21 protein-coding genes are annotated in these 23,873 nt (G+C 70.9%); 13 read left to right on the top strand and 8 right to left on the bottom strand.

The annotated features are described in order from the left end of the window. Positions 1-103 precede the first annotated feature (103 nt). The 4 genes from E6R62_RS25010 (at position 104) to E6R62_RS24995 (ending at position 3,810) form a co-directional block, all read left to right on the top strand. A complete protein-coding gene (locus tag E6R62_RS25010) occupies positions 104-1,273 on the top strand; it encodes a sensor histidine kinase (RefSeq protein WP_240801869.1) in 1,170 nt (389 codons plus the stop codon). Further along, positions 1,270-1,944, top strand: coding sequence for a response regulator transcription factor (locus E6R62_RS25005; protein WP_136215771.1), 675 nt, complete (start codon positions 1,270-1,272; stop codon positions 1,942-1,944). Before E6R62_RS25010 ends, E6R62_RS25005 begins: the two co-directional genes overlap by 4 nt. A 502-nt stretch (positions 1,945-2,446) precedes the next feature. Continuing rightward, on the top strand, positions 2,447-2,974 hold the full coding sequence (locus E6R62_RS25000; protein WP_136215770.1) for a SigE family RNA polymerase sigma factor: 528 nt from the start codon (positions 2,447-2,449) through the stop codon (positions 2,972-2,974). Further along, complete coding sequence (locus E6R62_RS24995) at positions 2,971-3,810, top strand: hypothetical protein (protein ID WP_136215769.1); 840 nt, start codon at positions 2,971-2,973, stop codon at positions 3,808-3,810. Before E6R62_RS25000 ends, E6R62_RS24995 begins: the two co-directional genes overlap by 4 nt. A gap of 460 nt (positions 3,811-4,270) precedes the next feature. Here E6R62_RS24995 and E6R62_RS24990 read toward each other — a convergent pair whose 3' ends face one another. After that, a complete protein-coding gene (locus E6R62_RS24990) occupies positions 4,271-4,609 on the bottom strand; it encodes a hypothetical protein (RefSeq protein WP_206308835.1) in 339 nt (112 codons plus the stop codon). A 304-nt stretch (positions 4,610-4,913) separates the two neighbouring features. Between E6R62_RS24990 and E6R62_RS24985 the strand changes: the two genes are divergently transcribed. After that, a complete protein-coding gene (locus tag E6R62_RS24985) occupies positions 4,914-6,281 on the top strand; it encodes a polysaccharide lyase family 1 protein (RefSeq protein ID WP_136215768.1) in 1,368 nt (455 codons plus the stop codon). A gap of 87 nt (positions 6,282-6,368) precedes the next feature. After that, positions 6,369-6,791 (top strand): RICIN domain-containing protein, encoded by a 423-nt coding sequence (locus tag E6R62_RS24980; protein WP_136215767.1) that lies wholly within the window; start codon positions 6,369-6,371, stop codon positions 6,789-6,791. 307 nt (positions 6,792-7,098) lie between these two features. Here E6R62_RS24980 and E6R62_RS24975 read toward each other — a convergent pair whose 3' ends face one another. After that, positions 7,099-7,629, bottom strand: coding sequence for a SigE family RNA polymerase sigma factor (locus E6R62_RS24975; protein WP_136215766.1), 531 nt, complete (start codon positions 7,627-7,629; stop codon positions 7,099-7,101). Positions 7,630-7,815: 186 nt separating this feature from the next. Next, positions 7,816-10,464, bottom strand: coding sequence for an RICIN domain-containing protein (locus E6R62_RS24970; protein WP_136215765.1), 2,649 nt, complete (start codon positions 10,462-10,464; stop codon positions 7,816-7,818). Between the two features lie 459 nt (positions 10,465-10,923). Here E6R62_RS24970 and E6R62_RS24965 point away from each other — a divergent pair, with 459 nt between their 5' ends. Further along, positions 10,924-12,600 (top strand): RICIN domain-containing protein, encoded by a 1,677-nt coding sequence (locus E6R62_RS24965; RefSeq protein WP_136215800.1) that lies wholly within the window; start codon positions 10,924-10,926, stop codon positions 12,598-12,600. Between the two features lie 187 nt (positions 12,601-12,787). On the opposite strand, the gene E6R62_RS24960 is transcribed toward E6R62_RS24965, so the two are convergent. From E6R62_RS24960 to E6R62_RS24950, 3 genes are all read right to left on the bottom strand, one after another. Beyond that, a complete protein-coding gene (locus E6R62_RS24960) occupies positions 12,788-13,591 on the bottom strand; it encodes an inositol monophosphatase family protein (protein ID WP_136215764.1) in 804 nt (267 codons plus the stop codon). A 96-nt stretch (positions 13,592-13,687) separates the two neighbouring features. Continuing rightward, positions 13,688-14,422 (bottom strand): SDR family NAD(P)-dependent oxidoreductase, encoded by a 735-nt coding sequence (locus E6R62_RS24955; RefSeq protein ID WP_136215799.1) that lies wholly within the window; start codon positions 14,420-14,422, stop codon positions 13,688-13,690. A 54-nt stretch (positions 14,423-14,476) separates the two neighbouring features. Continuing rightward, a complete protein-coding gene (locus E6R62_RS24950; protein ID WP_276615650.1) occupies positions 14,477-15,949 on the bottom strand; it encodes a S9 family peptidase in 1,473 nt (490 codons plus the stop codon). 795 nt (positions 15,950-16,744) lie between these two features. On the opposite strand from E6R62_RS24950, the gene E6R62_RS41070 reads away from it, so the two are divergent. The 5 genes from E6R62_RS41070 (at position 16,745) to E6R62_RS24920 (ending at position 21,449) form a co-directional block, all read left to right on the top strand. Next, positions 16,745-17,674: an alpha/beta fold hydrolase gene (locus E6R62_RS41070; RefSeq protein WP_240801867.1), complete on the top strand. Its 930-nt coding sequence runs from the start codon at positions 16,745-16,747 to the stop codon at positions 17,672-17,674. Positions 17,675-18,291: 617 nt separating this feature from the next. Continuing rightward, complete coding sequence (locus E6R62_RS24940) at positions 18,292-18,708, top strand: CBS domain-containing protein (RefSeq protein WP_206308834.1); 417 nt, start codon at positions 18,292-18,294, stop codon at positions 18,706-18,708. A 904-nt stretch (positions 18,709-19,612) separates the two neighbouring features. After that, complete coding sequence (locus tag E6R62_RS24930) at positions 19,613-20,191, top strand: DUF4383 domain-containing protein (protein ID WP_136215761.1); 579 nt, start codon at positions 19,613-19,615, stop codon at positions 20,189-20,191. 182 nt (positions 20,192-20,373) lie between these two features. Further along, positions 20,374-20,928 carry an SUKH-4 family immunity protein gene (locus tag E6R62_RS24925; protein WP_136215760.1) on the top strand — a complete coding sequence of 185 codons (555 nt, stop codon included), beginning with the start codon at positions 20,374-20,376 and terminating at the stop codon, positions 20,926-20,928. 212 nt (positions 20,929-21,140) lie between these two features. Continuing rightward, a complete protein-coding gene (locus E6R62_RS24920; RefSeq protein WP_136215759.1) occupies positions 21,141-21,449 on the top strand; it encodes a hypothetical protein in 309 nt (102 codons plus the stop codon). A 279-nt stretch (positions 21,450-21,728) separates the two neighbouring features. Here E6R62_RS24920 and E6R62_RS24915 read toward each other — a convergent pair whose 3' ends face one another. Further along, positions 21,729-21,914, bottom strand: a complete 186-nt coding sequence (locus E6R62_RS24915; RefSeq protein ID WP_136215758.1) for a hypothetical protein — start codon at positions 21,912-21,914, stop codon at positions 21,729-21,731. Between the two features lie 687 nt (positions 21,915-22,601). Between E6R62_RS24915 and E6R62_RS24910 the strand changes: the two genes are divergently transcribed. Beyond that, positions 22,602-23,006 carry a transglycosylase SLT domain-containing protein gene (locus E6R62_RS24910; protein ID WP_136215757.1) on the top strand — a complete coding sequence of 135 codons (405 nt, stop codon included), beginning with the start codon at positions 22,602-22,604 and terminating at the stop codon, positions 23,004-23,006. Between the two features lie 298 nt (positions 23,007-23,304). Here E6R62_RS24910 and raiA read toward each other — a convergent pair whose 3' ends face one another. Further along, the gene (gene raiA, locus E6R62_RS24905; RefSeq protein ID WP_136215756.1) at positions 23,305-23,598 is read right to left on the bottom strand and encodes a ribosome-associated translation inhibitor RaiA; all 294 of its coding nucleotides are present in this window, start codon (positions 23,596-23,598) and stop codon (positions 23,305-23,307) included. Positions 23,599-23,873 lie beyond the last annotated feature (275 nt).

Here is a 23,873-nt window from a genome sequence, read left to right as displayed (position 1 = left end):
CCCCGGCGGCCGATTAGTCTCATGCCATGCATCCCACGACGATCAACCGGCCGCCTGCGTGCGTCGAGCCCCGCGGTGTGGTTCCCGAGACGGAATGCCACCGATGACCAAAGCCTGGGTCTGGGCGGGCGGTGCCTCCTACCTCCTCGTGGTGGGTCTGCTGGTGGGGGCCGCGCCGCGGGCGTCGGGCACGGTCCACGGCGTCGGGGCGCTGCTGGCCGTCAGCCTGCTCGCCGGCATGGTGCGACGGATGCCGGTGCCGGCCCTGGCCATGGCGCTCATCGGTTCCACCCTTGTGGTGGCGGGCCCTCCGAGCCACCAGGAGAGCCTGGCGGCGTCGTACCAGGGACAGTTCCTGTCGTACGTGGCGGCGGACTTCGTGCTGGGCTTCGTCGTCGCCACCTGCGCGCGTCGCGCTTCGATCGTGGCCGTGGCCTTGTCCGCCGTCGTGCAACTCCTGGTGATCGGGGTCTTCGCCCAGGGGGAGAACCTGGCCGTCAACACGATCGTCGGACTCCTGGCGTTGACCGCGTGCTGCACGACGGGTCTGCTGAGCCGCGAGCGTCGCGAGCACGCGGTGGCGCTGCGTAAGCGGGAGGTGGCCGAGGCGGTGACCGCCGAACGGCTGCGCATCGCCCGGGAGCTGCACGACATGGTCGCCCACAGCATCGGCGTCATCGCCATTCAGGCGGGCATGGGCAACCGGGTCATCCAGACCCAGCCGGCGCAGGCGCGTGAGGCCTTGCGCGCCATCGAGGACACCAGCAGGGAGACCTTGTCGGGCCTTCGGCGCACGTTGGTCTCGCTCCGTCAGGCCGACCGGGACGCGGCCCTCCCGGAGGAACAACCACCGCTCACACCCTCGCCGGGGCTGGCGGACGTCGAGCGGCTTGCGGCGGCGACCGCGGGCGCGGGGGTGAGCGTCGACGTGCGCTGCACCGGGGACCGGCGTCCTGTGCCGGCCGACATCGACCTGTCCGCCTACCGCATCGTGCAGGAGGCGCTGACCAATGTGGTCCGGCACGCGAACACCGGGCGTTGCCGGGTCACCATCCAATACGGGGACGAGGAACTGTCCGTGGAGGTCGTCGACGACGGGGACGGCGCCACCGGGAACGGCTCGGCCCAGGGCTTCGGTATTGTCGGGATGCGGGAGCGAGTCGCTCTGCTGGGCGGCGACCTCACCGCCGGATCGTGTCCCGAAGGCGGGTTTCGGGTCGCGGCCCGACTACCGCTGCCCACGTCCGTCGAACCGCTCGTGGGGGCCCGATGACCATCAGGGTAGTACTCGCCGACGACCAGCCGCTGGTCCGCTCCGGTCTGCGTGTGACCATGGCCGATCAACCCGACCTGGAGGTCGTCGGTGAGGCGGCCACCGGGGCCGAGGCCGTCCGACTGGTCACGGACCTCAGCCCCGACGTCGTCGTGATGGACATCCGGATGCCCGGCATGGACGGGATCGAGGCCACCCGCCTCATCACGGCCGGCCCGGCGACCACCCGCGTCCTCGTACTGACCACCTTCGACGAGGACGCACACGTCTACGGCGCGCTCCGAGCCGGCGCGAGCGGCTTCGCGGTCAAGGACATGGCACTGGACGACATCCTGGCGGCGATCCGCGTGGTCGCCACCGGCGACGCGCTGCTCGCGCCGACCGTGACCAGCCGCCTGATCGCGGATTTCCTCCAGCGCCCCGCGGCGGTCCCGGAGCGGGCCCCACGGTCGGTCGAGGGCATCACCGGACGGGAACGCGAGGTGCTGACCCTGGTGGGACGCGGCCGGTCGAACGCCGAGATCGCGGAAGACCTCTTCATCACGGTGGCCACCGCCAAGTCGCACGTGTCACGGCTGCTCACCAAGCTGGGCGCCCGCGACCGGGTCCATCTCGTCATCACCGCCTATGAGACCGGCCTCGTCACCTCGTCTCACCAAAGCGCCCCGTAGCGCCCGTAGTCGCGAAACCTGCCGTGGCGGCCGAAGCCGTTCCCGGCGAACGAGACCCCGTGGACCCGGGTCGACAGGCAGCGGGTCGCCTGCGAGATGTCCGCGATCAGCGGCAACCTTTCCGTGCGCGGCGGCAACTGAGGGGGGAACAGTGCCCTCACACCTAGGAGCGACCACGCATGTCCCCCGCTTCCCCCCACCGCCGCGCGGTCGGTCGTCGAATGCTCCCCCTCTTCGCCGAGTACGCCGACGCCCGAACCGGACCCGGCCCCGGTGGGGGACCGAACCGCCCTCGGCTGAGAGCCGCCCGGCCGGCGAGCACGTACACCGCCGGCTTCCACCCGGCCGGCGCCGAAGGCGGGAACCCGACGCTCTGATGGGCACGACCACGCAGAACCGCTCCCGGCCGGCCGGGGCCGTCGAGAGACCGATGAACGGGCTGCCACGCCCCCGCAGCCGCCCGGGAACGCCCCACATCGCACCGAGAGGCCGCAACGAGGCCATGACCACCGATGAGGCGTCCGCCGACTTCCACGACTTCTTCGAACGCCACCACGCCGAACTCTCCCGCCTCGCCTACCTGCTGACCGGCGAGGCGGACGCCGCCGACGACCTCGCCGCCGACGCGATGGTCGCGCTCTGGCACCGCTGGGACCGGGTCCGCCGCGCCGACTCCCCGGCCGCCTACGCCCGCGGGGTCGTGGCCAACCTCGCCCGTAGCCGGATCCGGAGCACGGTGCGCGAGAGACGGCGCGTACTACTGTTCTGGTCGCACCGGTCGGAGCGTACCGACGGGCCGGACGTGGCCGCCGTCATGGACGTACGCGCCGCACTGGACCGACTGCCCTTCCGCAAGCGCGCTTGCGTCGTCCTGCGATACGCGTTCGACCTCTCGGAGAAGGACACCGCGCACGTGCTCGGCATATCAGTGGGTACGGTGAAGAGCCAGACCTCCAAGGGAACGGCGGAACTGCAGCGGCTGCTCGGTACCGGGGCCGCGGGCGAACTGGTGGGGAGCAGGAACCGATGACGGACGAACTTCGCCACCTGCTGCGCGAGAGCGCCGAAGCCCACCGGCCCGACCGGGCCCGCATGCTGGCCCGGGTGGAGCGCGGCCTGGCCCGTCCGCAACCGCCCGGCCGCGTACACCAACGCGAGCGTGGCGGGGCCCTGTCCTGGCCCAAGGTCGTCCTCGCGACACTGGCCACCACCGGCGCCCTGGCGGTGGGCGGCTTCGCGGTGGTCGCCGTCGTCCGCGCCCCGGACCCGCCGCAGACCACGATCGCCACCGACTCCGGCACCCCCACCCCCGCACCGCCCTCACCGGCCGGGACGCCCTCCACCGCGCCGCCGTCCACCCCTGCCGCGCCCGAGTCCGGCCGGACCCCGCCGGGCACCTCCGGCGGCCCGTCCGCATCCGGCTCCGCCTCGACCGGCCCGCGCCCGACGCCACCCCCGGCCGGCGCCCACACCTCGGACGGTCCGCTGTGGGCCGACGGCTCCGTCGACCCCCACAGCAACGCCTACTGGGCGCAGAGCAACGTCACCCTCAAGACGCGCGGCGCGCTCTCGGCGCTCACGGTCGAACTGCGGATCGCCTTGGGAGGCGGGGTGAAGAGCACCGGCAACTGGCTGACCCGCCCCGCCGCCGACTTCGACGTCTCCGTCCGCGAGGAGGGCCGCTTCCTCGTCTACCGGTGGACCCTCAGGCCCGGGAAGACGGTCCCGGCCGGCCAGCACGTCTTCGCCGGTCAGTACGACCACGCCGCCGGCGGACGCGACGCGAAGGACGACGGCTACCGAGCCGAGGCCACCACCCCCGCCGGCAAGGCGGCCGTGTGGGGTGATTTCGCGCGGTCCGGCTGATCGGTCCCCAAGGCACGTACCGGCTGAGGACGCGCCGGATCCGCGCGCCGGAGCAGGTGCCCGAGCCGGAACGCGTGATACGCGCGATCTCGCACGTGGGGTCCCCGACCGGCAGCCGGTCGGGGACCCCACATGCGATGACGGGCCCGGCCGTGGGCCTCGGGAACCGACGGGGCCAGTCGCCCAGCCAGTCGCCTACCTCCCGGCCGGTGGCGTCGGTGTCGTTCAGTTGCGGGCGGCCGCTGCCCGCCGGACCCGAGCCCGGGCCGGTGTTCTCCTACTCCGCGAAGCGGTCGTCTTCCAGGAGAAGCCGCCCAGGTCGGACCAGGGGGCGGAGCCGCTGCCGGGCTCGCGGTCGCGCACGATGGTCTGCGGGTCGAGCGAGGCGTCGCCGCGTGCCACGGCCTGCCGAGGGCGAAACTCCCGGCGGCCACGTCGCCGTCGACCCTGCTCTTGGTGATCAGGAATCGAAGGTGGCGCCGCCGCTCTCGTTCCGGCCGGTGGTGGCGACCTCGATCTCCTTGCCCTTGGGGGTGATCGTCCCGGCGACGACGATGACGTACGGCTTCGAGGCGGTCGCGTACTTCTCCAGGTCCGCAAGGGACGTCACGGTGACGAGCGCGCCGTCCCGGCCGCCGTAGGTGCCGTTCTGTCCCGGCGCGTCGAGCGAGGCGAAGCCGTCCGCGGTCGCACGGGCCCATGTCGGGGCGATGGTGGCCGCCGTGGCCTTGGGTCGGCCTTCCACCCCGAACGCCCCGAAGACCCCGGCGTACGTCAAGCCCACGGCGGCGGTCGTCACCACCGGATGCCGAGTGAGAGGCCGAGTCCGTGCCTGCGGTGCCGTGTCTTGTGCCGAGTGGTGTCCATTGCTCGCTGTCCGCCAGGAATGGCCGGTCGAGGTACCCCCACCAGTCGCCACCGCAGGCGGATGGGTTGCCGCGCCGGGGCGCGCGAACACACCGCGGCCCCGGCGGGGAACGTCACGCCAGGGCGGAAGGTCCGGTCACGGGCTCCTTCGGCCTCGACACGGATCGGCGGCAACCTATCGCGCGGCGGCGGCAACTGAGCACTGACAGTCCGCCTCACCGAAGGATCGACATCACGTGTCTGCTTCATCGCACCGCCGCTCGCCCGCCCGGAAACGTCTGGCCCTGATCGGCGCCGCCTCCCTTGTGGCCGCCGGTCTCGCGGCCGTGCCGCTGACGATGAGCGCGGGCGCCGCCACCGTCGACCTCGCGCACGCGGCGCTGCCCGCCAACGACGGCTGGGCGGCGAGCGGCTCGGGCACCGCCGGCGGACGGGCCGCCGACGCGGCGCACACCTTCACCGTCTCGACCCGCGCCGAGCTGGCCAAAGCCCTCAAGGCCGGTTCCGAGGGAAGCCCGAGGATCATCCAGGTCAAGGGCGCGATCAACATGAACACCGACGATTCCGGCAAACCCCTCACCTGCGCGGACTACGCAGCCGGCACGGGCTACTCGTTGAACGCGTACCTGAAGGCATACGACCCGGCCACCTGGGGTCGCTCCAAGCTGCCCTCCGGCGCACAGGAATCCGCGCGTGCCGCCGCGCAGACCCGGCAGGCCGCGCGCGTCGTCCTGAGCGTTCCCTCCAAGACCACGATCGTCGGCGTACCCGGCTCCGGCGCGGCGATCGTCGGCGGCAACCTCCAGGTGAGCGGCGTGGACAACGTCATCATCCGCAATCTGGGCTTCAGCGACACCCGCGACTGCTTCCCGCAGTGGGATCCGACAGACGGGTCGACAGGTAACTGGAACTCCCAGTACGACGCGGTCTCGGTGCGCCGCTCCACCCACGTCTGGGCCGACCACAACACCTTCGGCGACGGCCCGCACTACGACGACTCGAACCCCTCGTACTTCGGCCGCGAGTACCAGGTCCACGACGGCGCCCTCGACATCACCAACGCCTCCGACCTCGTCACCGTCGAGTACAACCGCTTCACCAACCACGACAAGACCATGCTCATCGGCAGCAGCGACAAGGACACCAAGCTGCGGGTGACGCTCCATCACAATCTCTTCCAGGGGATCGTGCAGCGCGCCCCGCTCGCCCGGGTCGGGCAGATCCACCTGTACGACAACTACTACGAGACGGCCACGCTCAACGGCTACGCCCACAGTTACAGCATCAACTCCCGCGCCAACGCGCAGGTCATCGCCCAGAACAACTACTGGGTCCTCTCCGGCGGGCGGAAGGCCTCGCAACTGCTCAGCGGGGACGGCACCGGCGCGGTGGCGGGCAGCGGCAACCTGGTCAATGGCACCGTGACCGACCTCGTCGGCGCGTACAACGCCGAGCATTCCGGCAAGAAGATCGCAACGGCCGTCCACTGGACGCCGAAGCTGAACGCGGGCCTGGAGCCGGCGAGCGGTCTGCCCGCCAAGCTCACCAAGATGACGGGCGCGGGCGTACTGACCGCCACGGGCGCGGCCACCGCCGGCCGATGACGGCATGACGACCGATCGTCCCGCTCCGGGCAGGACGAGACGTCGGCCGGCCCCCGCCGATGGGCACGGCCGGCCGCGGTGCTGGTGATGATCTTCCTCGCGGGATTGTCGGCCGCGGTGAACCCGGCGTCGGCCGAGGCGGCCACGGTCGACACCGGCAAGCGGTACGTGCTGGTGAACCGCAACAGCGGCAAAGCGCCGGACGACTACGACCGCTCCGCGAACGACGGCGCCAACCAGCGCTGGCGGGCCACCCGCAACGCCGACGGCTCCCACACCCTGACCAACGTCGCCTCCGGTCGGGCACTCGACGTGCCCAGCGGCTCATCCGGGAAGGTGCGCGATCCGCGCACCTTCCCGGAACGGACCGACACGTCGGGCGGCCGGTCCTACCGGTGGGGAAGCGGGGGCATCGGGCGTGGGACCGCGGTGCGCCCGGAGCGCATCCGGCTCTCCGCTTCGCTTCCGTACGCGCGGAGTGCGGTCTGCGGGGGAGTGCGGTGGATGTGACGGGCCAGGACAAGACCCAGGGCCGTCGCCGCGACGGTCCAACCGGCAAGAACGGTGAGTGCGGTGAGCCAAAGGGGCATGTGGACAGTCCGTTCTGGCTAGGGGGTGATGCGGAGCGCGGTCTCCACTGGCGGGGCGTGGTCCGCGGGGGAGTGACGGGTGCCGACGTCCGAGGGAGGTTCCCGTCCGGGGGCATGGGCGATGCGACCGAGCCCGACGCGGGAGAGCCCGATGCGTGCGAGCGTCCCCACTCGGTCCGGTCGGTGGGCTGCGTCAGCCGCACGCGACCGTCGGACGGTGTCACCGTTCACCGACTCCTCCTCCCTGACACCTCTGTTCTGACCGCTCGCACGACGAGTACGCGTTCCAGCTCCGCCATTCCCTTCGAGGTCTGGCTCTTCACCGTGCCGGTCGATATGCCCAGAGCCCGCGCGGTGTCCTTCTCCGACAGGTCGAAGGCGTGGCGCAGCACCACGCACGCCCGCTTGCGGAACGGCAGGCGGGCGAGCGCCGCGCGCACGTCCAGCACGGCCGCCACGTCGGGGCCCTCGACCGGCTCCGGCCCGCGGGACCAGAACAGTGCGATCCGGCGCCGCTCGCGCACCGCACTGCGGATCCGTTCCCGGGCCATGTTGGCGACCACCCCGCGCGCGTAGGCGAGCGGATGGTCGGCCGCGCGGAGCCGGTCCCAGCGTTGCCACAGGGCGATCAGGGCGTCCGCGGCGAGGTCGTCGGCCGCGTCCGTCTCACCGGTCAAGAGGTGGGCGAGGCGCGCGAGTTCGGCGTAGTGGCGTTCGACGAAGTCGTGGAACTCCGCGGAGGTGTCATCGAGGAGCATCTACCCCGGGCGCCCTCTCCCTGCAATGTGAGCGTTAACAGTCGGCCTGAGCGTAGCAATGTCCTTCTGCCGGGCCGGGACGGTGGTAGCTCCCCTCGGCCGGCGCTCCGGCGGCGAACCGGCCGGCCATGTCCGGGGCCGGGTCGATTCCTTCCGGAATCGGCCCGCGCCCCGGAGCGACTCGGGTCAGGAAGGGTCGCCGTACACCACGCCACGGCCGTACGCGCCCAGGTACACCCGGCCGTACACGTCGGGGTCGCCGCTGATGACGTTGACGGCGAGTCCGCCGAACTGGTGCTGGTCGTCGTTGATCCGGACCCAGCCCGAGCCGCCGTCGGTGGAACGGAACAACCCGGTGACGCCCTTCACCTTCCCGCTGAGGTAGAGCGCTTGGTACCCGGCGCCCGGGGCCGGCTTTCCGAACCCGATGGCGCTCGCCTGTTCCACGCCACCGAGTTTCGCGAAGCTCGCCCCACCGTTGGTGGAGTGGCGCAGGCCGTTGCCGCCACCGGCGATCCACAGGTCACCGGCGATGCCGGGCGTCGCCTTCAGCTGCCCGTCGCCCAGGCCGGTGGCGCGAGCGCTGAAGTGCCTGGCGCCGTCCGTGCTGGCGTACAAGGTGCCCCCACTGAGGGCGTAGAAGGCGTTCGCCGTCGAACGGTCGGCCACCACGACCGCGTCCTTGGGCAGCCCCGAGGTCGCGGTCCAGGCCGAGCCGCGGTTGGTCGAGGAGTACGGGACCTGGCCGGCAGGGGTCCACACCACGGTGGCGCCATCCGCCGAGACGGTTGCCGAGCCGCCGCCCGCGTCGCTCACCGGCGCCGCGGCGAACGGTACCCAGTCCGCGCCGCCGTTGGTCGAATAGGCGCCGTGCTGGGCGCCGCCGAGCCCCACCCGGACTACGAACCGCGGACTCGACTGGGCGAAATCGATACCGGTGGTATTGCTGAACAAGGGATCGGAGAGCGCCTTGGAGGGCACCCGCGTCAGATCCTCGTGCCGGAACCCGCTCACATCACCGAGCGCACTGATCAGGGGAAGACCCGGAGGCTTGATCAGTCCGAGCGTCGCGGTCTCCTCCAGGCCCTTGGCCGGGATGGTCCAGTGCGTCGCCCGGCCGCCGTCCGCCGCGGTCACGTCGTTGCTGCCCCACATCCCCGACCCCGTGCCGTACAGCACATGCCCGGAATCGTAGGGGTCGATGGCCAGGGCGCCCATCCAGTGGCCGATGCCGGTGCCCACGTACGGCGCGGCCGAGTTGTCCCGCACCGAGGTCGCGCCTAGCGCCTTCCAGGAGGCGCCGCCGTCGGTCGACCGGTAGACCTCGTCCGAGGGCCACCAGCGGTCCAGCGTGGTGACCATGACAGTGGACGGGTGTCGGGGATCGACGGCCAGGCCGCCGAAGCCGTAGCTGCCGTTGGACGGCGAGATGTTCTCCCAACCCCCGGTGGAGGGCGTGTACTTCCACACCGAACCGGCCGTCACCCCGTTGGGGCCCGGCGCGTTGGTGTACGTCAGGTACAGCGAGCCGTCGCCGGACAGCACGCCGTGCTGCGGCAACTGCCCCGTGGGCCGGCCGGGCACGGCCTGCCAGGTGTTGCCGCCGTCGGTGGAGCGGTAGAGGGAGGTGGTCTTGTCGGCCACCCCGACGTAGACGGTCCCGCTGCCGGTCGGGCCGAAGGTCACGAAGGACAGGCCGACCCCGCTGCTCGCACCGTCCTTGACGGGGAAGCCGGCGACCTGGCTCCAGGTCACGCCGTAGTCGGTGCTGCGCCAAAGCCCGTTCTTGCGGGTGCCCAGGTAGAGCGTGCCGTGGTGGGAGGGGTCCACGACCAGGCGCTCGCCCATGGACCGACCGTCCTCGTTGCCCCCCAGTTTGAAGGGCAGGTCGGTGCGCTGGAACGTCCTGCCCTGATCGGTGGAGCGGAGGATCGCGCCGTTGGCCGCCCAGCCGTTGGTGTAGGTGCCGCTCGCGAGGTACAGGCGGTTCGGGTCGACCGGGTCGGTCGCCAGGCTCTCGATCCCCAGCAGGTTCCAGTCGTCTCCACCGATCCAGTCGGTCAAGGAGGTCCACTGTGCGGCGGTCGCGTCCCAGCGGTACGCGCCGCCGATGTCGGTCCGGGCGTACAGCAGGTCCTTGCGCGCGGGGTTGAAGACCAGCCCGGTGACGAACCCGCCACCGACGATCTGGGCGTTGTGCCAGGCGTATCCGCCGGATCCGGTCGCCTTCACCAGTCTCCACCGCTGGTTGGCGCCACCGTGGTCGGCGTACTGGATGAGCGGGGCCCCGTCGCCGCTTGAGCCGCCCATGACGTCCAACACCATGCCGCTGCTCCGGGAGACGAACGTCACCGCGGAGCCACCGACGTCCCTCATCTTCCACTGCTGCGCGGCGGAACCGCGATCGGTCTGCTGCTCGACGGCGGCGGCCGAATCCTTGGACGCGCCCCGCACGCCGAGGACCTTGTGGCTGCCGCGGTTCTCCAGCTCGTAGTAGCCGCCGCCTGCCGGGACCAGCCGCCACTGCTGGTTCACGGCACCCTTGACGTGGCTTGCCTGTCGTATCCACGCGCCGTCCGACGCGTCCGCCGCGGGCGCGCCCAGCAGCTTGTCGCTTTGGATGGAGACCAACTCGTAGTAGGCGCCGGGATCCACCGTGGCGGCCTGCGAGTCGACTTGCACGAAGAGCAGATAGGGACCGAGGACACCGGACACGCCGAGCGCCAGGCCCAGTACCGTGCGGCGCCGGCGGTGGCGCCCCCGAGGACGCTGCGGGTCACCGGCCGGGCGGGCACGTCGGCCGCGGTCGTCCACCGTGGGGTCCGTCTCGTTCATGGGGGTTACTCCTCGCTTCGGCCCTGCCCGGAGCAGCCCGCTCGGGCCCGCGGTGCACGGCGGTGTGTGGGGGTGGCATCGCAGCGACCCGGTGCGTGCGAACGCGGACGCCGGCACGCAGGGGGTCGCCGCCCGTAAGTTGCCGCCGGTGCGGGAAAGGTTGCCGTTCCTGACGGTCCGCGCGGAGGAATCGGTGATTCTCGCGTGACGGGGGCAACCTTTCGGCCGCCGGCGACCACTCGGTGTTGTCCGGGCAGGTGGTCCGGTCGGACTCATCGGTTGGAAGAGAGCACAGACATGCCCCTGGAACGAGAGCACAGACATGTTCCTCGCCCACCCTCGTCATCGTCGGCGTCCCGCGCCGGTGGCCGCCGTGCCCGCGGTCACTCGCGCGGGGGGCGCCCGACGCATCGTGCCCGCCGGTTGTTCGCGCGTCGGAGTTTCTGGGCGGCCGTCGTCATGGCCGTCGTGGCCGGCTCCGCTGTTGTGGTCGGCAGTGCCTCAGCGGGAACCGTGGATCCGAAGACCTGGTACGTGCTGGTCAACCGCGACAGCGGCAAGGTGCTGGACGACCGCGCCTACGCGAAGAACGACGGCGCGGCGGTGGTGCAGTGGTCGCGCACCGGCGGTGCCAACCAGCAGTGGCGGTTCATCGACGCGGGTGACGGGTACTACCGGCTGCAGAACCGGAATTCCGGCAAGGTGCTGGACGACCGCAACTGGTCGAAGACCGCCGGCTCCGACATCGTGCAGTGGAGCGATCTGAACGGCGCCAACCAGCAGTTCAAACTCGCCCGGTCTTCGGACGGGTACGTGCGGTTGCTCAATCGCTTCAGCGGCATGGCCGTCGAGGTCCGCGACGCCGCCAAGACCGACGGGGGCGATGTCGTCCAGTACCACGACCGGGGCGGCGCCAACCAGCAGTGGCAGCTGGTCCCGGCCAGGAGCGCAGGCAACGCCGGCACTCTCACCGCGACGGCCGGCAGTGTTCCCACAAGCCATCCGAGCGGCGCGACCCCGTCGTCGATGTCGTCTCCCACGGCCGGTGGCGGCGGCTCCACGACACGTTTCATGGGGAGCGGCACGGTGCTCATCGGCGGCTCGATGACCGACGCCTCGGCGAACGCCGCGCCGTTCGACGTGCGATACGCCTACGTGCACAGCCGGCCCGCCCCCTCGTCGGCCTACTACGCGGCGCCGCTCTGCCAGGCCGCGTGGACGAACTGGTGGGGCTGCTGGTCCGGCAGCACCACAGCGCCCGGCGCCTACGTGACCTGGTCGGACGCCCATGTGGCCCAGGCGACCTACAAGGGCGGCCCGCGCCCGCAGAAGTCCTTCTGGACGTGGTACTCGTTGCGCGACCTCGGGGACCTGGCGGGCTCGGGCGACGGCCCGGGCGAGGTCAAGGCCATCAACAGGGTCGACCTGCTGACCCTCTATATGAACGACTACCGCTTCTTCCTCCAGAAGATCGGCAACTCGCACGACATGATCGATCTTGAGCCCGACTTCTGGGGCTACGTACGATCACTCGGGAACCCGCACCAGGTCGCCGCGCAGGTCTCGGGCGCGAATCCGACGGATTGCGGATCGCAGGAGAACAGCGCCGCCGGGCTCACCCGTTGCCTTATCGCGATGGCGCGCACATACGCGCCGAACGCCACGGTGGGGATGCACCTTTCCTGCTGGGACTGGCCGGACAACACACAGGGATGCGCCAAGGACTACGCGAGCCTCGGGGCCCGGAACGCCGACTTCCTGGTCGCCGATGTGTCGGACCGAGACGCCGGCTGGTACGCACAGCCGGCCCACGGCGGCCACGACGACTTCTGGACCGACCGGAAGGCCGCCGCCTCGCTGGGGTTCTACAAGACGATGGCCGAGTCCGTGGGCAAGCCGGTGGTCCTGTGGCAGATCCCGGTGGGCAACATGGCGCAGAACAACACCCTCAACCACTACAAGGACGACAAGGTGGACTGGCTCTTCTCGCACATGGACCAGGTGGCGAAGGCGCACATCGCCGGCCTGTTGTTCGGCGCTGGGCAGCAGGAACAGACCTCGATCGAGACCGACGGCGGAAACCTGATCGGCAAGACGATCGCCTATCACAACTCGGGTGGTGCGGCGCTCAAATAGGCACACAGCGACAGTTGTTCGGCCGGCTCCTCGATGGGGCCGCTTCGCCCCCTGCGGTCTCGCCCCAGGTCGAGGCCGGTAGGCCGTGGGGATCGCGTCTTGCCCGCCCGCGAGGCGCGATCGGCCTCGGCCGCGATGGCCGCCACCGCGGTACCGACGTGGCGTGGCGGCCGGACGGACCGGGGTACTAGCCTCGGCTGCCGTTACCGATCAGCGTCATCAGCAGGTCGTGGGTTTCGGTGTCGGCGGCGGCGACGAGTCCGCGGCCCGCCTCCCCGACCGGTGCGCCGTCGATCCCGGTGACCACACAGCCGGCGGCACGGCACAGGGCGATGCCGGCGGCGAAGTGGACGCTCTCGGACAGGTCGCCGCCATCGGTGACGTACGCGGCACGTTTGCCGGCGGCGACCCAGGCCAAAGCCAGTGTTGTGGACACCACGCGTGGCCGGAACCGGTCGACGAATCCGGGGTGGGCCAGCAGGTCGACGGCTCGCAGGCCCGGCGCGCCCGGGAACGGCGGATCAAGGTTGACGTCCACCAGCCCGGTGGCGGACGTGGGCGCCAGTTGCGTGTCCACCCCGCCGCGTCGCACCGCGGCCGTCTCGCCGTCGGTGAAGAAGACCTCGCCACTGAACGGGTCGGCCACCGCCGCCGCGCCATCGCGCAGCGCCACGTTCACGGCCACCAGCATGGTGCCGACGGCGTAGTTCAGCGTGCCGCACAGCGGATCCACCAGCCACTGGCGCGCGGCCTCGGCAGCACCCTGTTCGCCGCCCTCCTCGCCGCGTATCGCGTCATCGGGCCGGGCGGTCCGGATCACGTCGAGGATCGCCCGCTCCGCCTCGATGTCGGCGGCGGTGGCGAAGTCGCCGGCGCCCTTGTCGACGCGGGTCAGCGGCCTGCCGTACATGCTGCGCACCACGTCCGCGCCGGCGCCTGCCGCGGCTATCGCGACTCCGGTGTCGTCACAGCTCGCGTATGTATTGATCATGCGGTGCAGGGTAGCGGCGCGTCGTGCGTCGGGGCACAGGCGGATTCCGTCGACCGCGCACCGCCCCGGCGGCCACTTCGCACCGGGCCGGACGGGTCACAGGGACACTCCCGTCTCCCGCGCCAGCGCCTGGAGGAGGCGGTCTTGGAACCCGTGGTCGTGGACCGCCGCGTGTGGCTCCCGGCGCTGACGGTGATACCAGTACCCGCCACTCGTCAGGGCCTCGGGATCGTCGCTCGACGCCAGCCACTCCTGCGTCCGGTGGCCCAGTTCGAGGTCGTCAGGGGCGTTCGGGCCGCCCATCTTCGTCGGCACCCAGCCCGGGTCCACCGCATTGCTCAGCACCTCGGGGCGCAGGCGGACCACCGCGGCGGCGAGCGCCGTCACGAACAGTTTGCTGTCCGCGTAGGAGCCCGCGTGCTCGCCTCGCCAGTCGACGTCGTCCGGCGAGGAGTGAGGGTGCCCGCCGAAATGCGAGCCACTGCTCAGGTACACCAGTCGTCGAGGCGCACGCAGCAGGGCGGTGAGCAGGTACGGCGCGATGACGTTGACCGGCATGACCGCCCGACCGCTCCATACGCCGGCGTTGTGGATGACCGCATGGAGGGGCTGTGCGTCGTTCAGCTCCGCGGCGATGCGCCGTACGGCGTCGCGGTCGGTGAAGTCGCCGACCACGATCCCCGCCCCTTGCTCCAGCAGTGGGGCGAGGTCGGCGGCGCGTCCCCGATCGCGGGCGTGGACCACCACCTCGTGTCCCGCGGACAGCAGCGAACGCGCTGCGGCGCGTCCCAGGCCGTCGGCGGAACCGGTCACCAGAATCCGACGGGGCATGTCGGTCACGGGGTCTCCTCACGGAGCCGGGAGGTGCCATTACGTGGGGAAGCGTCAGGTGCCCGAGACGGTCTTCTGGAGCCAGTCGAAGACGACCTCGCAGTGCAGTTGCGGCGCCATCGGCGAGCAGTGCAGCTGCGCGCCCTCCGCCGCGGTCAGCTTCAGGTAATCCTTGGGCGAGGTGAGCATGTCATACAGTCTGCGCGGCTGACCCGGGTAGAACTGCTCGTCGTCGTAGTCCAGGACCAGTGTGGGGGCCTTGATGCGGCCGACGACGGAGGTGATCGACAGCGCCCGGACGCGGGTGGCGGGCGTGTAGAAGTCGGTGAACAGCTTGCCTTGGCGTGCGTCGAGCATGGCCGGTACGGAGAAGGGCTCGAAGCGCTTCTTCATGACGGCGGCGGCATCCGCGGGCAGTTCGGGAACGACCTCCTTGTTCCAGATGTCGTTCGTCTTCTCCTTGCTGGGGGTGAGGATCTGCCGGATCTCCGGAGGGAATCCGAGCCAGGGCTCGACGCAGCCGGGCATGGCGACGAGTGCCGCGATCCTGTTGTCGAAGGCCGCGGCCCGGGGTGCGAGGTCTCCCGCCATGCTCAGGCCGGTCAAAGCGATCTTGCGAGGGTCCACGTCGGGCCGGGCGGACAGCCAGTCGATCAGGGGGCTCACCACCTTCTCCCACGTGGGGGTGAACACCACCCGGTCGACGAACAGCAACTGGCCCTGTCCCGGGCCGTCGTAGACGAGGGCGTTCCAACCACGTTCGAGAGCGGCGGGCACACCATAGGTCCACATGTCGACGTTCTGGCCGTCGCTGCCGTTGGTCAGGATCACCGTCGGGCGTGGCGTGTTCGACTCGTCAGGGCGGAAGAACCACACCGGAAGAGGTGTCGTGCCGTACGGGACGGTGGCCTTTACCGCGGGGGGCTCGCACAGGTCGCAGAAGGCGTCCCAGGCGCTGCGCCCGGACCTGTACAGCTTCTCCTCGCTGCCCGGGTCGTCGGAGCCGAGCACGAAGAACAGCGCCTGGCCGTAGTACTGGGCGGCGCGCAGGGCGCGGAACCGCTTGGTCTGGCTGTCGGCGGGCGCGCCGGGAGGCGCCTTGAGCAGTTGGTCGCCGAGCTTGCGGAAGGTGTCGACGTACGTCTGCGCGGAGAGGCCGGCGCCGTTGATCGCGTTCACGGCGGTGAGGACCTCACCGACCTCGCTGCTGCCGGCGCCGGCGGCCCCGAGGGCGAGGAGGCCGTTGAAGTTGTACGTCGGATCCTTGAAGAGCGTCATGGCTCCGGGCGTGGGGTTGCCCGTGGCGCGGCCGGGTGAGGGGGAGCCGCCGCCCGAGGGCGCCGGCGCGGCGGATACGCCCGTCGGGGCGCAGCCTGCGGCGAGTCCGGCCCCCACCCCGGCACCGGCGACAAGCAGGGCCCGGCGTGTGGTGCCGTGGCCTGCGCGGCCGCGCCGGGAGGCGGCTCCCGCTCCGGCTTCGGCCTCCGCTGCGAGCGAGGGACCAGGGTCGTTCGGTATGGCGGTCATGTCTGCCGAAGCTAGCCCGGCCCCGGTACGGCGACATCTCGGCTGGGCCGAACGGCTCATCACCGCCGGGACGAACGGCTCATTGCGGCTCGGGGCCTCCCCGGGGGGCGAGCGGGGCCCGAGCCGCCCGGCAAAGGTGCCTGGACCCGTTCGGACGCGCGCCGGTTGCCCGGCTGACCCGCCGCCGATGTCATGACACACGAGGCCCGCGCACCGCGTCTGCCGGTCTCCCACACCTAAGGGGCCGGCGATGCGTACGACCGGAGGGAGCACGAGCGGCAAGTCGCTGTCGTGGCGTGCTGCTGCGGCCCTGGGGGCAGGGTGCCTGCTCGCCCTGGTGTCGGCGGCCGGCCCCTCATGGGCCGGGGGACCGGGCAGTGGCGACGCCGACGTCGTATTGCGCTGGCGGCCGTGCTCGCAAGCGGCGCAGGCAGGCTTCGAATGCGCGGTGGCCAAGGTGCCCCTCGACCATGCCGCCCACGCGGGCCGGATGATCGATCTGGCGGTGATCCGCCACAGGGCGGCAGGCCGGGGTCACGCGGCCGGGTCGCTGTTCTTCAACCCCGGCGGCCCAGGCGGCCCCGGCACGCTCGGACTGCCCGAGCTGTACCGCAAGTTCCCCCAGGAGTTGCAGGACCGCTACGACATCGTCAGCTGGGACCCGCGCGGTGTCGGTCAGAGCACAGCGGTCCGCTGTTTCGACACCGCCGCGCAGGCCACCGCATGGCACGAGAAGGTCCCGCCGTTCCCGGTCGGACGGCAGGAACAACGGGCCTACACCGCCCCTACGCCGACTTGGCCCGACGGTGCGAGCGGCGGGATCCGGAGCTGCTGCGCCACATCTCGACCGCCGACACCGCCCGTGATCTGGACCTGCTGCGCCGCGCGGTGGGGGAGGACCGGCTGCGCTACTGGGGCATCTCGTACGGCACCCTCCTCGGCGCGACCTACGCGAACCTGTACCCCGACCGTGTCGGGCGGCTCGTCCTCGACGGGAACGTCGACCCGCGGGCATGGGTGAACCGCGGGTCGGACGCCGAGCCGGAGCGGAACACGTTCCTGCGCCTCGGATCGGACCTCGGCTCCGCCGCCACGCTCAAGCAGTTCCTCGAACTCTGCGGCCGGGCGCCGGTGTCCCGCTGCCCCTTCTCCGCCGGTAGCCCGGCCGCGACGCGGGCCAAGTACGACTCACTGCCGGCGCGCCTTGCCAAGCGGCCGGTCGGGAAGTGGACCTACGCCCGCGCCGTGAGCGAGGTCCGGGGCGGCCTCTACACCGTGCACCCCGGCTGGAGCGGAACCGCCGCGACCCTGGAGTCGTTGTGGCAGGGGAGGACACCGGCGGAGCCGCTGGAGTTGTCCGGCGCCGCCCGCTATCCCGGCTTCGAGCAGTCACCGGCGGTCCTGTGCGCCGAGAGCCCCAACCCCGCCTCACCCGAGCGGTACCCGGTACTGGAGCAGCAGGCGGCGCGGGAGTCCGGCGCGCTCGCCCGGTGGTGGGTGTGGGCGAACGAGCCCTGTACCGCCTGGCCGGCCCGGGCCGCCGACCCGTACACGGGGCCGTGGAATCGGATCACCGCGCACCCGGTGCTGGTGATCAACTCCGTGTACGACCCGTCCACCCCTTACCGTGCCGGGCAGGCGATGGCCGCCGAGCTCGCCCGGGCCCGGCTGTTGACGCTCGACGGCTACGGGCACACCGCCCTCGACAATCGAGCGCGTGTGTGAAGCGCCATGTGGTCCGGTACATGACCATCGGCGCGCTGCCCCCCGAAGGAGCGCGCTGCCGGCAGGACACGCCGCCGTTCGCGGAACCGGGGACTCTGCCGTCGGCCGGTGCCTGGGCCCGTCCCGGCGACGCCGACGGACCCCGGATGCTACGGCGCGTCCAGCAACTGCGTCCGCCGGGTCTCCCCCCGGTGCGGTCCGGCTGGACCGGCCCGGCCGACCGACGGACCACGCCCGAACGGCGGGGAGACGGTCCGCAATGTCGTGGACCTCGCCTCCCGTGACCCTGAAGGCGAGGACATCCGCTCTGTCTCGTCGGGCAGCTGACGGCCGCCTGTGCATCACCGGCCCAGGGATCGCCTGTACGTCATCGACCTCGTCTGGCTCGGCCGACGTCCCCGGACGACCAACCCGGCCCACACCCGCCCGGCGCCGGGCGGGCAGGACGAGATGCGTCGAGCCAGTTGGTTCGTTGGTCAATGGGTGAGGAAGACGCACTTCGGGGTGGTTGGTGGGCGGTGTGTCATTACGCGTCTGCCAGTCGGGGCACATGTGGTGCGTCCTGGTGGCGCCGCTCGGAGGGCGGGGCCGCATCCGCTGGTGGAAGGAGTGCTGTGATGACGACGGCTCGCGAGATCATGACCGGGAGCGCCGAATGCATCGGCGCGGAGGAGACGGTGCTGGAAGCGGCGAAGAAGATGACGCAATTGGGCGTCGGCGCACTGCCCATCTGCGGCACCGACGACAAGCTCAAAGGAATGCTCACCGACCGCGACATCGTGGTCAAGGTGCTGGGCGTCGGCAAGGACCCGGCCCAGGTGAAGGCCGGCGAGCTCGTGCAGGGCGAGGCCGTCACGATCGGCGCCGACGACGACGCCGAGGAGATCCTGCGCACGATGACCTCCCACAAGGTGCGCCGGCTCCCGGTGATCGACGGGCACCGCCTGGTGGGCATCGTCGCCCAAGCCGACGTCGCCCGCGCCCTTCCCGACCCCAAGGTCGGCGAACTCCTCCAGGCACTGTCCAGCGACTGACCACGACCCTTTTGGTGCGAGTCCCGCTTCGCGCGTGATGCTCCGGCCGGCGATCCAGGCCGGCATGTGCCGGAGCCGACGCCCTTCCGGGGACCCGTCGGCTTCGGCTCTGAGCGGCCACACGAACGCCACCCGGCAACGTCCGGAGCCAAGGCGGAGGCGTCCGGCGCGGCCGTGCCGGCGGGCAGGTCGCTCGGGTGGTGGCCGCCGTTTCGTTGCCACCGGCTGCCCCTGATGATGACCGGTAGTCCGGTCCCGGGTCCGCACCGGGGAACAAGGGGGCGCAGTGGGCCACGGGCCCGGCTTGGGAGTGCGCCACAGGCGGTCCGCAACTGCCGCTTCTCCCGCCCCGCCTCACCCCGCCATCAGGCCTTGGCCGCTGCCGCCAGGACGGCGCCGCGGCGCGGGCGCGGTGGGCCGGTTCGGGGCCGGGTGCGAGGGCGGCCACCGCCGTCGCACCTCGACCAAGAGCAGCAACTGGTCAGCGAGTTCCGGCCGGTCCCGGCCGGCCAGTTTCGCGAGGCCCGTACGAACGGCACGTCCCTCGACGACCGGATCGACGCGAGCACGTGCGGTAAGGGCGTCGACCGCGCGGGGCCCCACGTCAGCGGCGAAATCGCGGCACCTGCGCGCGGTCGGGAAGCGGCGGACCGGGGCGGGTGTCGACGCGGCACCGGTCGGCTCGACGGCACCGCCGCGAAGGGCGCACCGGACGGACGAGCCGAAAGCCCAGCTGAGAGCACAACGGTCCCCACCGCCGACCCCGCCCGTGAGCCGCCTCGCCATGACTCCTGAGTCGATGCAACCGATCGCCTCGCTCCGGGAGAAATCAGGGTGAAAGCAGGCCAAATGTACCGACGCCGTCGCGGCGGGTCACTTCCGGGCATGGGAAAGAGGGCACGTCATGAGGCTTCGCGAAGAACTTCCCGTCGATCACCGGTTGGCGCAGGTGTACCGGTACGGAGCCGGGCTGTGCGGAGTCATCTTGCTGGTCTTCGGCTGTCTCGGCTTCGCGGACCAGCTCAGCCCCTTCGACACCGAGGGGACCAGCATCGCGGGGATGTCGACGAACGGCGTGCTCAGCCTGATCTCGGTCGTCGTGGGTCTCGTCCTGATCGGCGGCGCCGTGATCGGCGGAAACGTCGCGTCGACGCTCAACATGACGATCGGCACGCTGTTCGTGCTCAGCGGCTTCTTCCACATCTTCGTGCTGGACCGCCCCGCCAACGTCCTGGACTTCGGCGTGACCAATGTGATCTTCAGCTTCGTCATGGGGCTGCTCATCGCCTGCTTCGGCATGTACGGCCGGGTGTCGAGCAAGTTGCCGCACGACAACCCGTACTGGCGGCGCCGTCACGCCCGCGAGGCCGCCCGCGAGTCCCTGGCCGCCCGGCGCCGGGCCGCCCGGTCGGCACTGCCCTCGGCACTGGGCCAGGCTTCCACGTCGGCGCCCGTACCCGCGATCACGCACGAACAAGACTGAGGCCACGCCTGTCCGAGCTTTACCGGCATGGAGGAGGGGGCGTCGATACGCGCGCCCTCGCACAGCGCCGGCGGTGGGCGGGCGACGCGAGCGCAGTAGTGTCGGGGCTGTCGCGGTGCCGGTACCGTGGCCGCGAGTCGGCCCCGGTGCCCGGCTGTTCCACGGATGAAGGATGACGATCGTTGCTGGTAGGCATTGAGTGGCCCGTGCTCGTTGAGCGGGCCGCACCCGGCGAACTGCTGCGGTTCAGGTCGGATATGGCGGCACGCGTCTGGTCGAACGACGACGGCGCACGCTTCGCGACCCAGGTCGGGATCCCTCACTCCAAGGGGCTGTTTCGCATCCTCGACGGGCTGGCGGACCGGAACCCTTCGAGCCCGGACACGGCCTTCGCGAAGGATCTGGACTCCCGTCCCGTGGACACCCCGTTCGGCAGGCTTCAGCCGCTGGGCATGCTCTTCCAGGCGGTTGTCTTCGTGCACCTCGGCGACGGGACGATCTGGGTCAGCGACCCCGATGCCGAGATCGAGTACGAGGTGATCCATGGGGACGTGTCATCGCTCAGCTACCTCGTCTACAAGTTCGAGGTCGAGCGCCCCGGGTCGGGCGAGCGCCCGGATCCCAACGACTGGGCCGACATCGAGGAGATTGTCCGCGAGGGGATGGAGCGCTGGGATCCCCTGCCGTTCAAAAGCGGGTTCTGGACATCGTTCCTCGACTCCTACCCGATGCTGTAGCGGTGACTCGGGGACGCGAACGCGTCCATCGAAACCCGGACCGGCTCGGTAGATGGCACGGTCGAGCTGACGCGGGTTCACTTCGACCTGGCAGTACTCGGTCGGCCAAAGCTCCCCCCCCAGGCGCGTTCGGAGCGTCCGTGATGTGGCATCAGGGGGATCAGGCGGGGTGTGAAGACGGCGCTCTGGGCCTGAGCTGTCAGCGTATGAGGATGAGTGATTCAGGCGAGGAGCCCGCCGCGCAGTCGGATGAGCAGGTCGTCGAACGGCTCGTGCCGGTGTGGCTGCAGGAGGCGCAGTCGCACGATTCGCCCGCGTCCCGCGGAGCCGCGAAGGACTGGGAACACCGGTGCCTGTCAGCCGAGGCCGCCTCGGAGTTGGCCGATTGGGTGACGGCTCGTGTCACCGAGACGGCGTTCAATGAGGAGGAGGGTCCGAGCCGGAGCGGTCCCGCCCGCATCAGCGTCTCGGACAAAGCGGCCGTCCACCGTTGGCTCGCCGCCCATGGGCACCGTCTCTGAATATGGCCGGTTGGTCCATCGAGGCCGTGACCGACCTCGATGGACCCCGCTGATGGGCAGTTTTTCCGGTTCACAGGGAGAGCCGTAGGGGTTGTCGAGGTCCGGATCGCTACTGGGGCCGGGCCACAGAGGCGTGTGCGGAACGCCGGACTCGAAGAAGATCGCAGGTGATAGGGCATGCGAGACCCTACTCATGTCCTGCGGTGACGGGTGGCGGTTCGCCTGCGGCTCATCCCACGCGTCTGCTTCGGTGCCGACCTTGTGGTGCGTCCGGTGCTGCTATCGGACGGCCTTCTTTCGCCCGCGCCACCACTGGTAGCCCTCCCCGAGGGCCATGGCGCCCAGGAGCACGTAGATGGTCACCTTCGCCCAGGTCGGCAGATGACCGAGCAAGACCCGTATGAACACCACGACGCCGTACGCGGCGTCCCACTTCGAAGCCAGCATCTGACCGGTCCCGCTCACGCTCCCGCGCCCCCTCGCTCCGCATCATCGCAGGCGGGAAAGCCTAACGGGAGGCGAGGGCCCGCTATCCGGCGGCCCGCGCGGCCGTCAGGGGCCTGGGTGCGGCCGGTCATCGGCTCGACCCGGTACACCGCTTGGTGCGCGAGCAGATCAAGGCAGCCGAACGATATGAGCTGCCCTCGGGCGACACAGCCGTCGGCCGCACCGCGAGCCTGACGGTCGTACGCGCCCCGGCATGCCCGCCGGACGGCAGGACGCCCTCCGGGCACCACCTGCGGCGCTACGCCACCCTGTGCAGGGCCTGTTTCCGTCCCTGAACGGGGTCGTGCAGACACGTAGGGTGAGATCGGAGGGCTCCCGTGGTGACTCGCCCCATAGGACCCGCGTCACATACGAACCTGGGTAGTGGTCGCAGCGGTTCCAAGCGGTTCGAGACGGTCCCGCCGGAGGCGGGGTTGACCGCGCGAACGCCTACGAGACGATGAGTGACCCCAAGGCCTCACTATGAAAGTGCCTAGTAGCAGCGGTCGTTGCCAGGGCCGCGGGGGCCTGGCTAACTGGTTGATGTCGCCGGGCGGCACGGGTGCTTCACCCGCCGCCCACGAACCCCTCTCCTTCGCGTGAGTGGCTCACGCATGCCTTCGGCATGCACCGCGACCGCCCTCGTCCCCTTCGGAAGGTTCGTCCGTGTCCAACGCAGTCATCCGTCGCATCGCCGCTTCCAAGAAGACCCTCGCCGGCAGCATCGTCGCCCTGGGCGTCGCCGGCAGCATGCTCGCCACGGTTCCCGCTCAGGCGGCCCCGACGAGCGCCAAGGCGATCGCGCACCAGATGATCAAGGACCCGGCCCAGTTCGCCGCCTTCGACAAGATCATCTCCCACGAGAGCGGCTGGGACCACACCGCCACGAACGCCTCTTCCGGCGCGTACGGCCTGGTCCAGGCCCTGCCGGGGTCGAAGATGGCCTCTGCCGGTTCCGACTGGAAGACGAACCCGGCCACCCAGATCAAGTGGGGCCTGGACTACATGAACTCCCGCTACGGCAGCCCCGTGGGCGCCTGGAACTTCTGGCAGGCCAACCACTGGTACTAAGCCACCAGCGGATAGACACTCGAAGACGCTCGGCCGGGACCCCGGCCGGGCGTCTTCGCGATATCTGACGTGCGCCACGTCTGCTGCGACCCGTCGCCGAGACACGCACAGGCGCAGGCCGTAACCCACGCGGCCTTGGCCTGACGGCATCTTTTCGAGGCCGGAGGACCGGGCCTTCCGCTCCGAGGGCGAACTGTTCCCGCTCCCGGCCGGCTGACCGGAGGACCGCCGGCCACCCGGCCTCGCGATGCGCGGGCGCTGTGGTCGGGGGCCGGCCGGCCAGGGCCGTGGGTCTGGGTTATTGGAGACGTCCGTGCTGCCTCTGCTTGTGCCTTTTGAGCTGGGCGGAGAGCTTGTTGCCGAGTCGGTCGATGGCCGTGTGCATGTCCGAGGCCGTTGCCGTGATGGTGGTGAGGTCCTGGCCGTTCACATGGAGGGTGCCGGAGGCGGCCTGCATCGAGCCGTCGACCTTCAGGGTCACGCGAGCGCTGGTGGTGTCGGTGCCCTGCCCGAGCGGGGCCAGCTTCTCGCCGACGAGATCACGGAGTGCGTCGGTGATCTCGACGTTGTCTCCGTGCAGCGTGTGGTTCATGGTTCGCCTCTCGGTTGCCTGAGGATCCTCGCTGGTCAGGCTGGGTGCTAGAGCATGGATGTGGGTGCGGCGGCGCTTCGGCAGTTTAGTGGTCCACTACACGCCGGATTCTTCTGCGGCTGGGTGTGGGCGCCGCCGGCGAGCGACTGCCTGGCTCCTCGCGTGCCGACGGGGTCCGTGCGCCCGCCTTCTCGTGTGGCGGGAGCAGCTCCCCGCGCCGTCCGGGGCGCTGGGGTGCTTCGCCCGGGGAGGGAAGGAGCGAAGCGGGGCATGAC

Source organism: Streptomyces sp. A1136, from assembly GCF_004795055.1.
Classification (GTDB): domain Bacteria; phylum Actinomycetota; class Actinomycetes; order Streptomycetales; family Streptomycetaceae; genus Streptomyces.
This window is presented reverse-complemented; position numbering and strand designations above follow the sequence as displayed.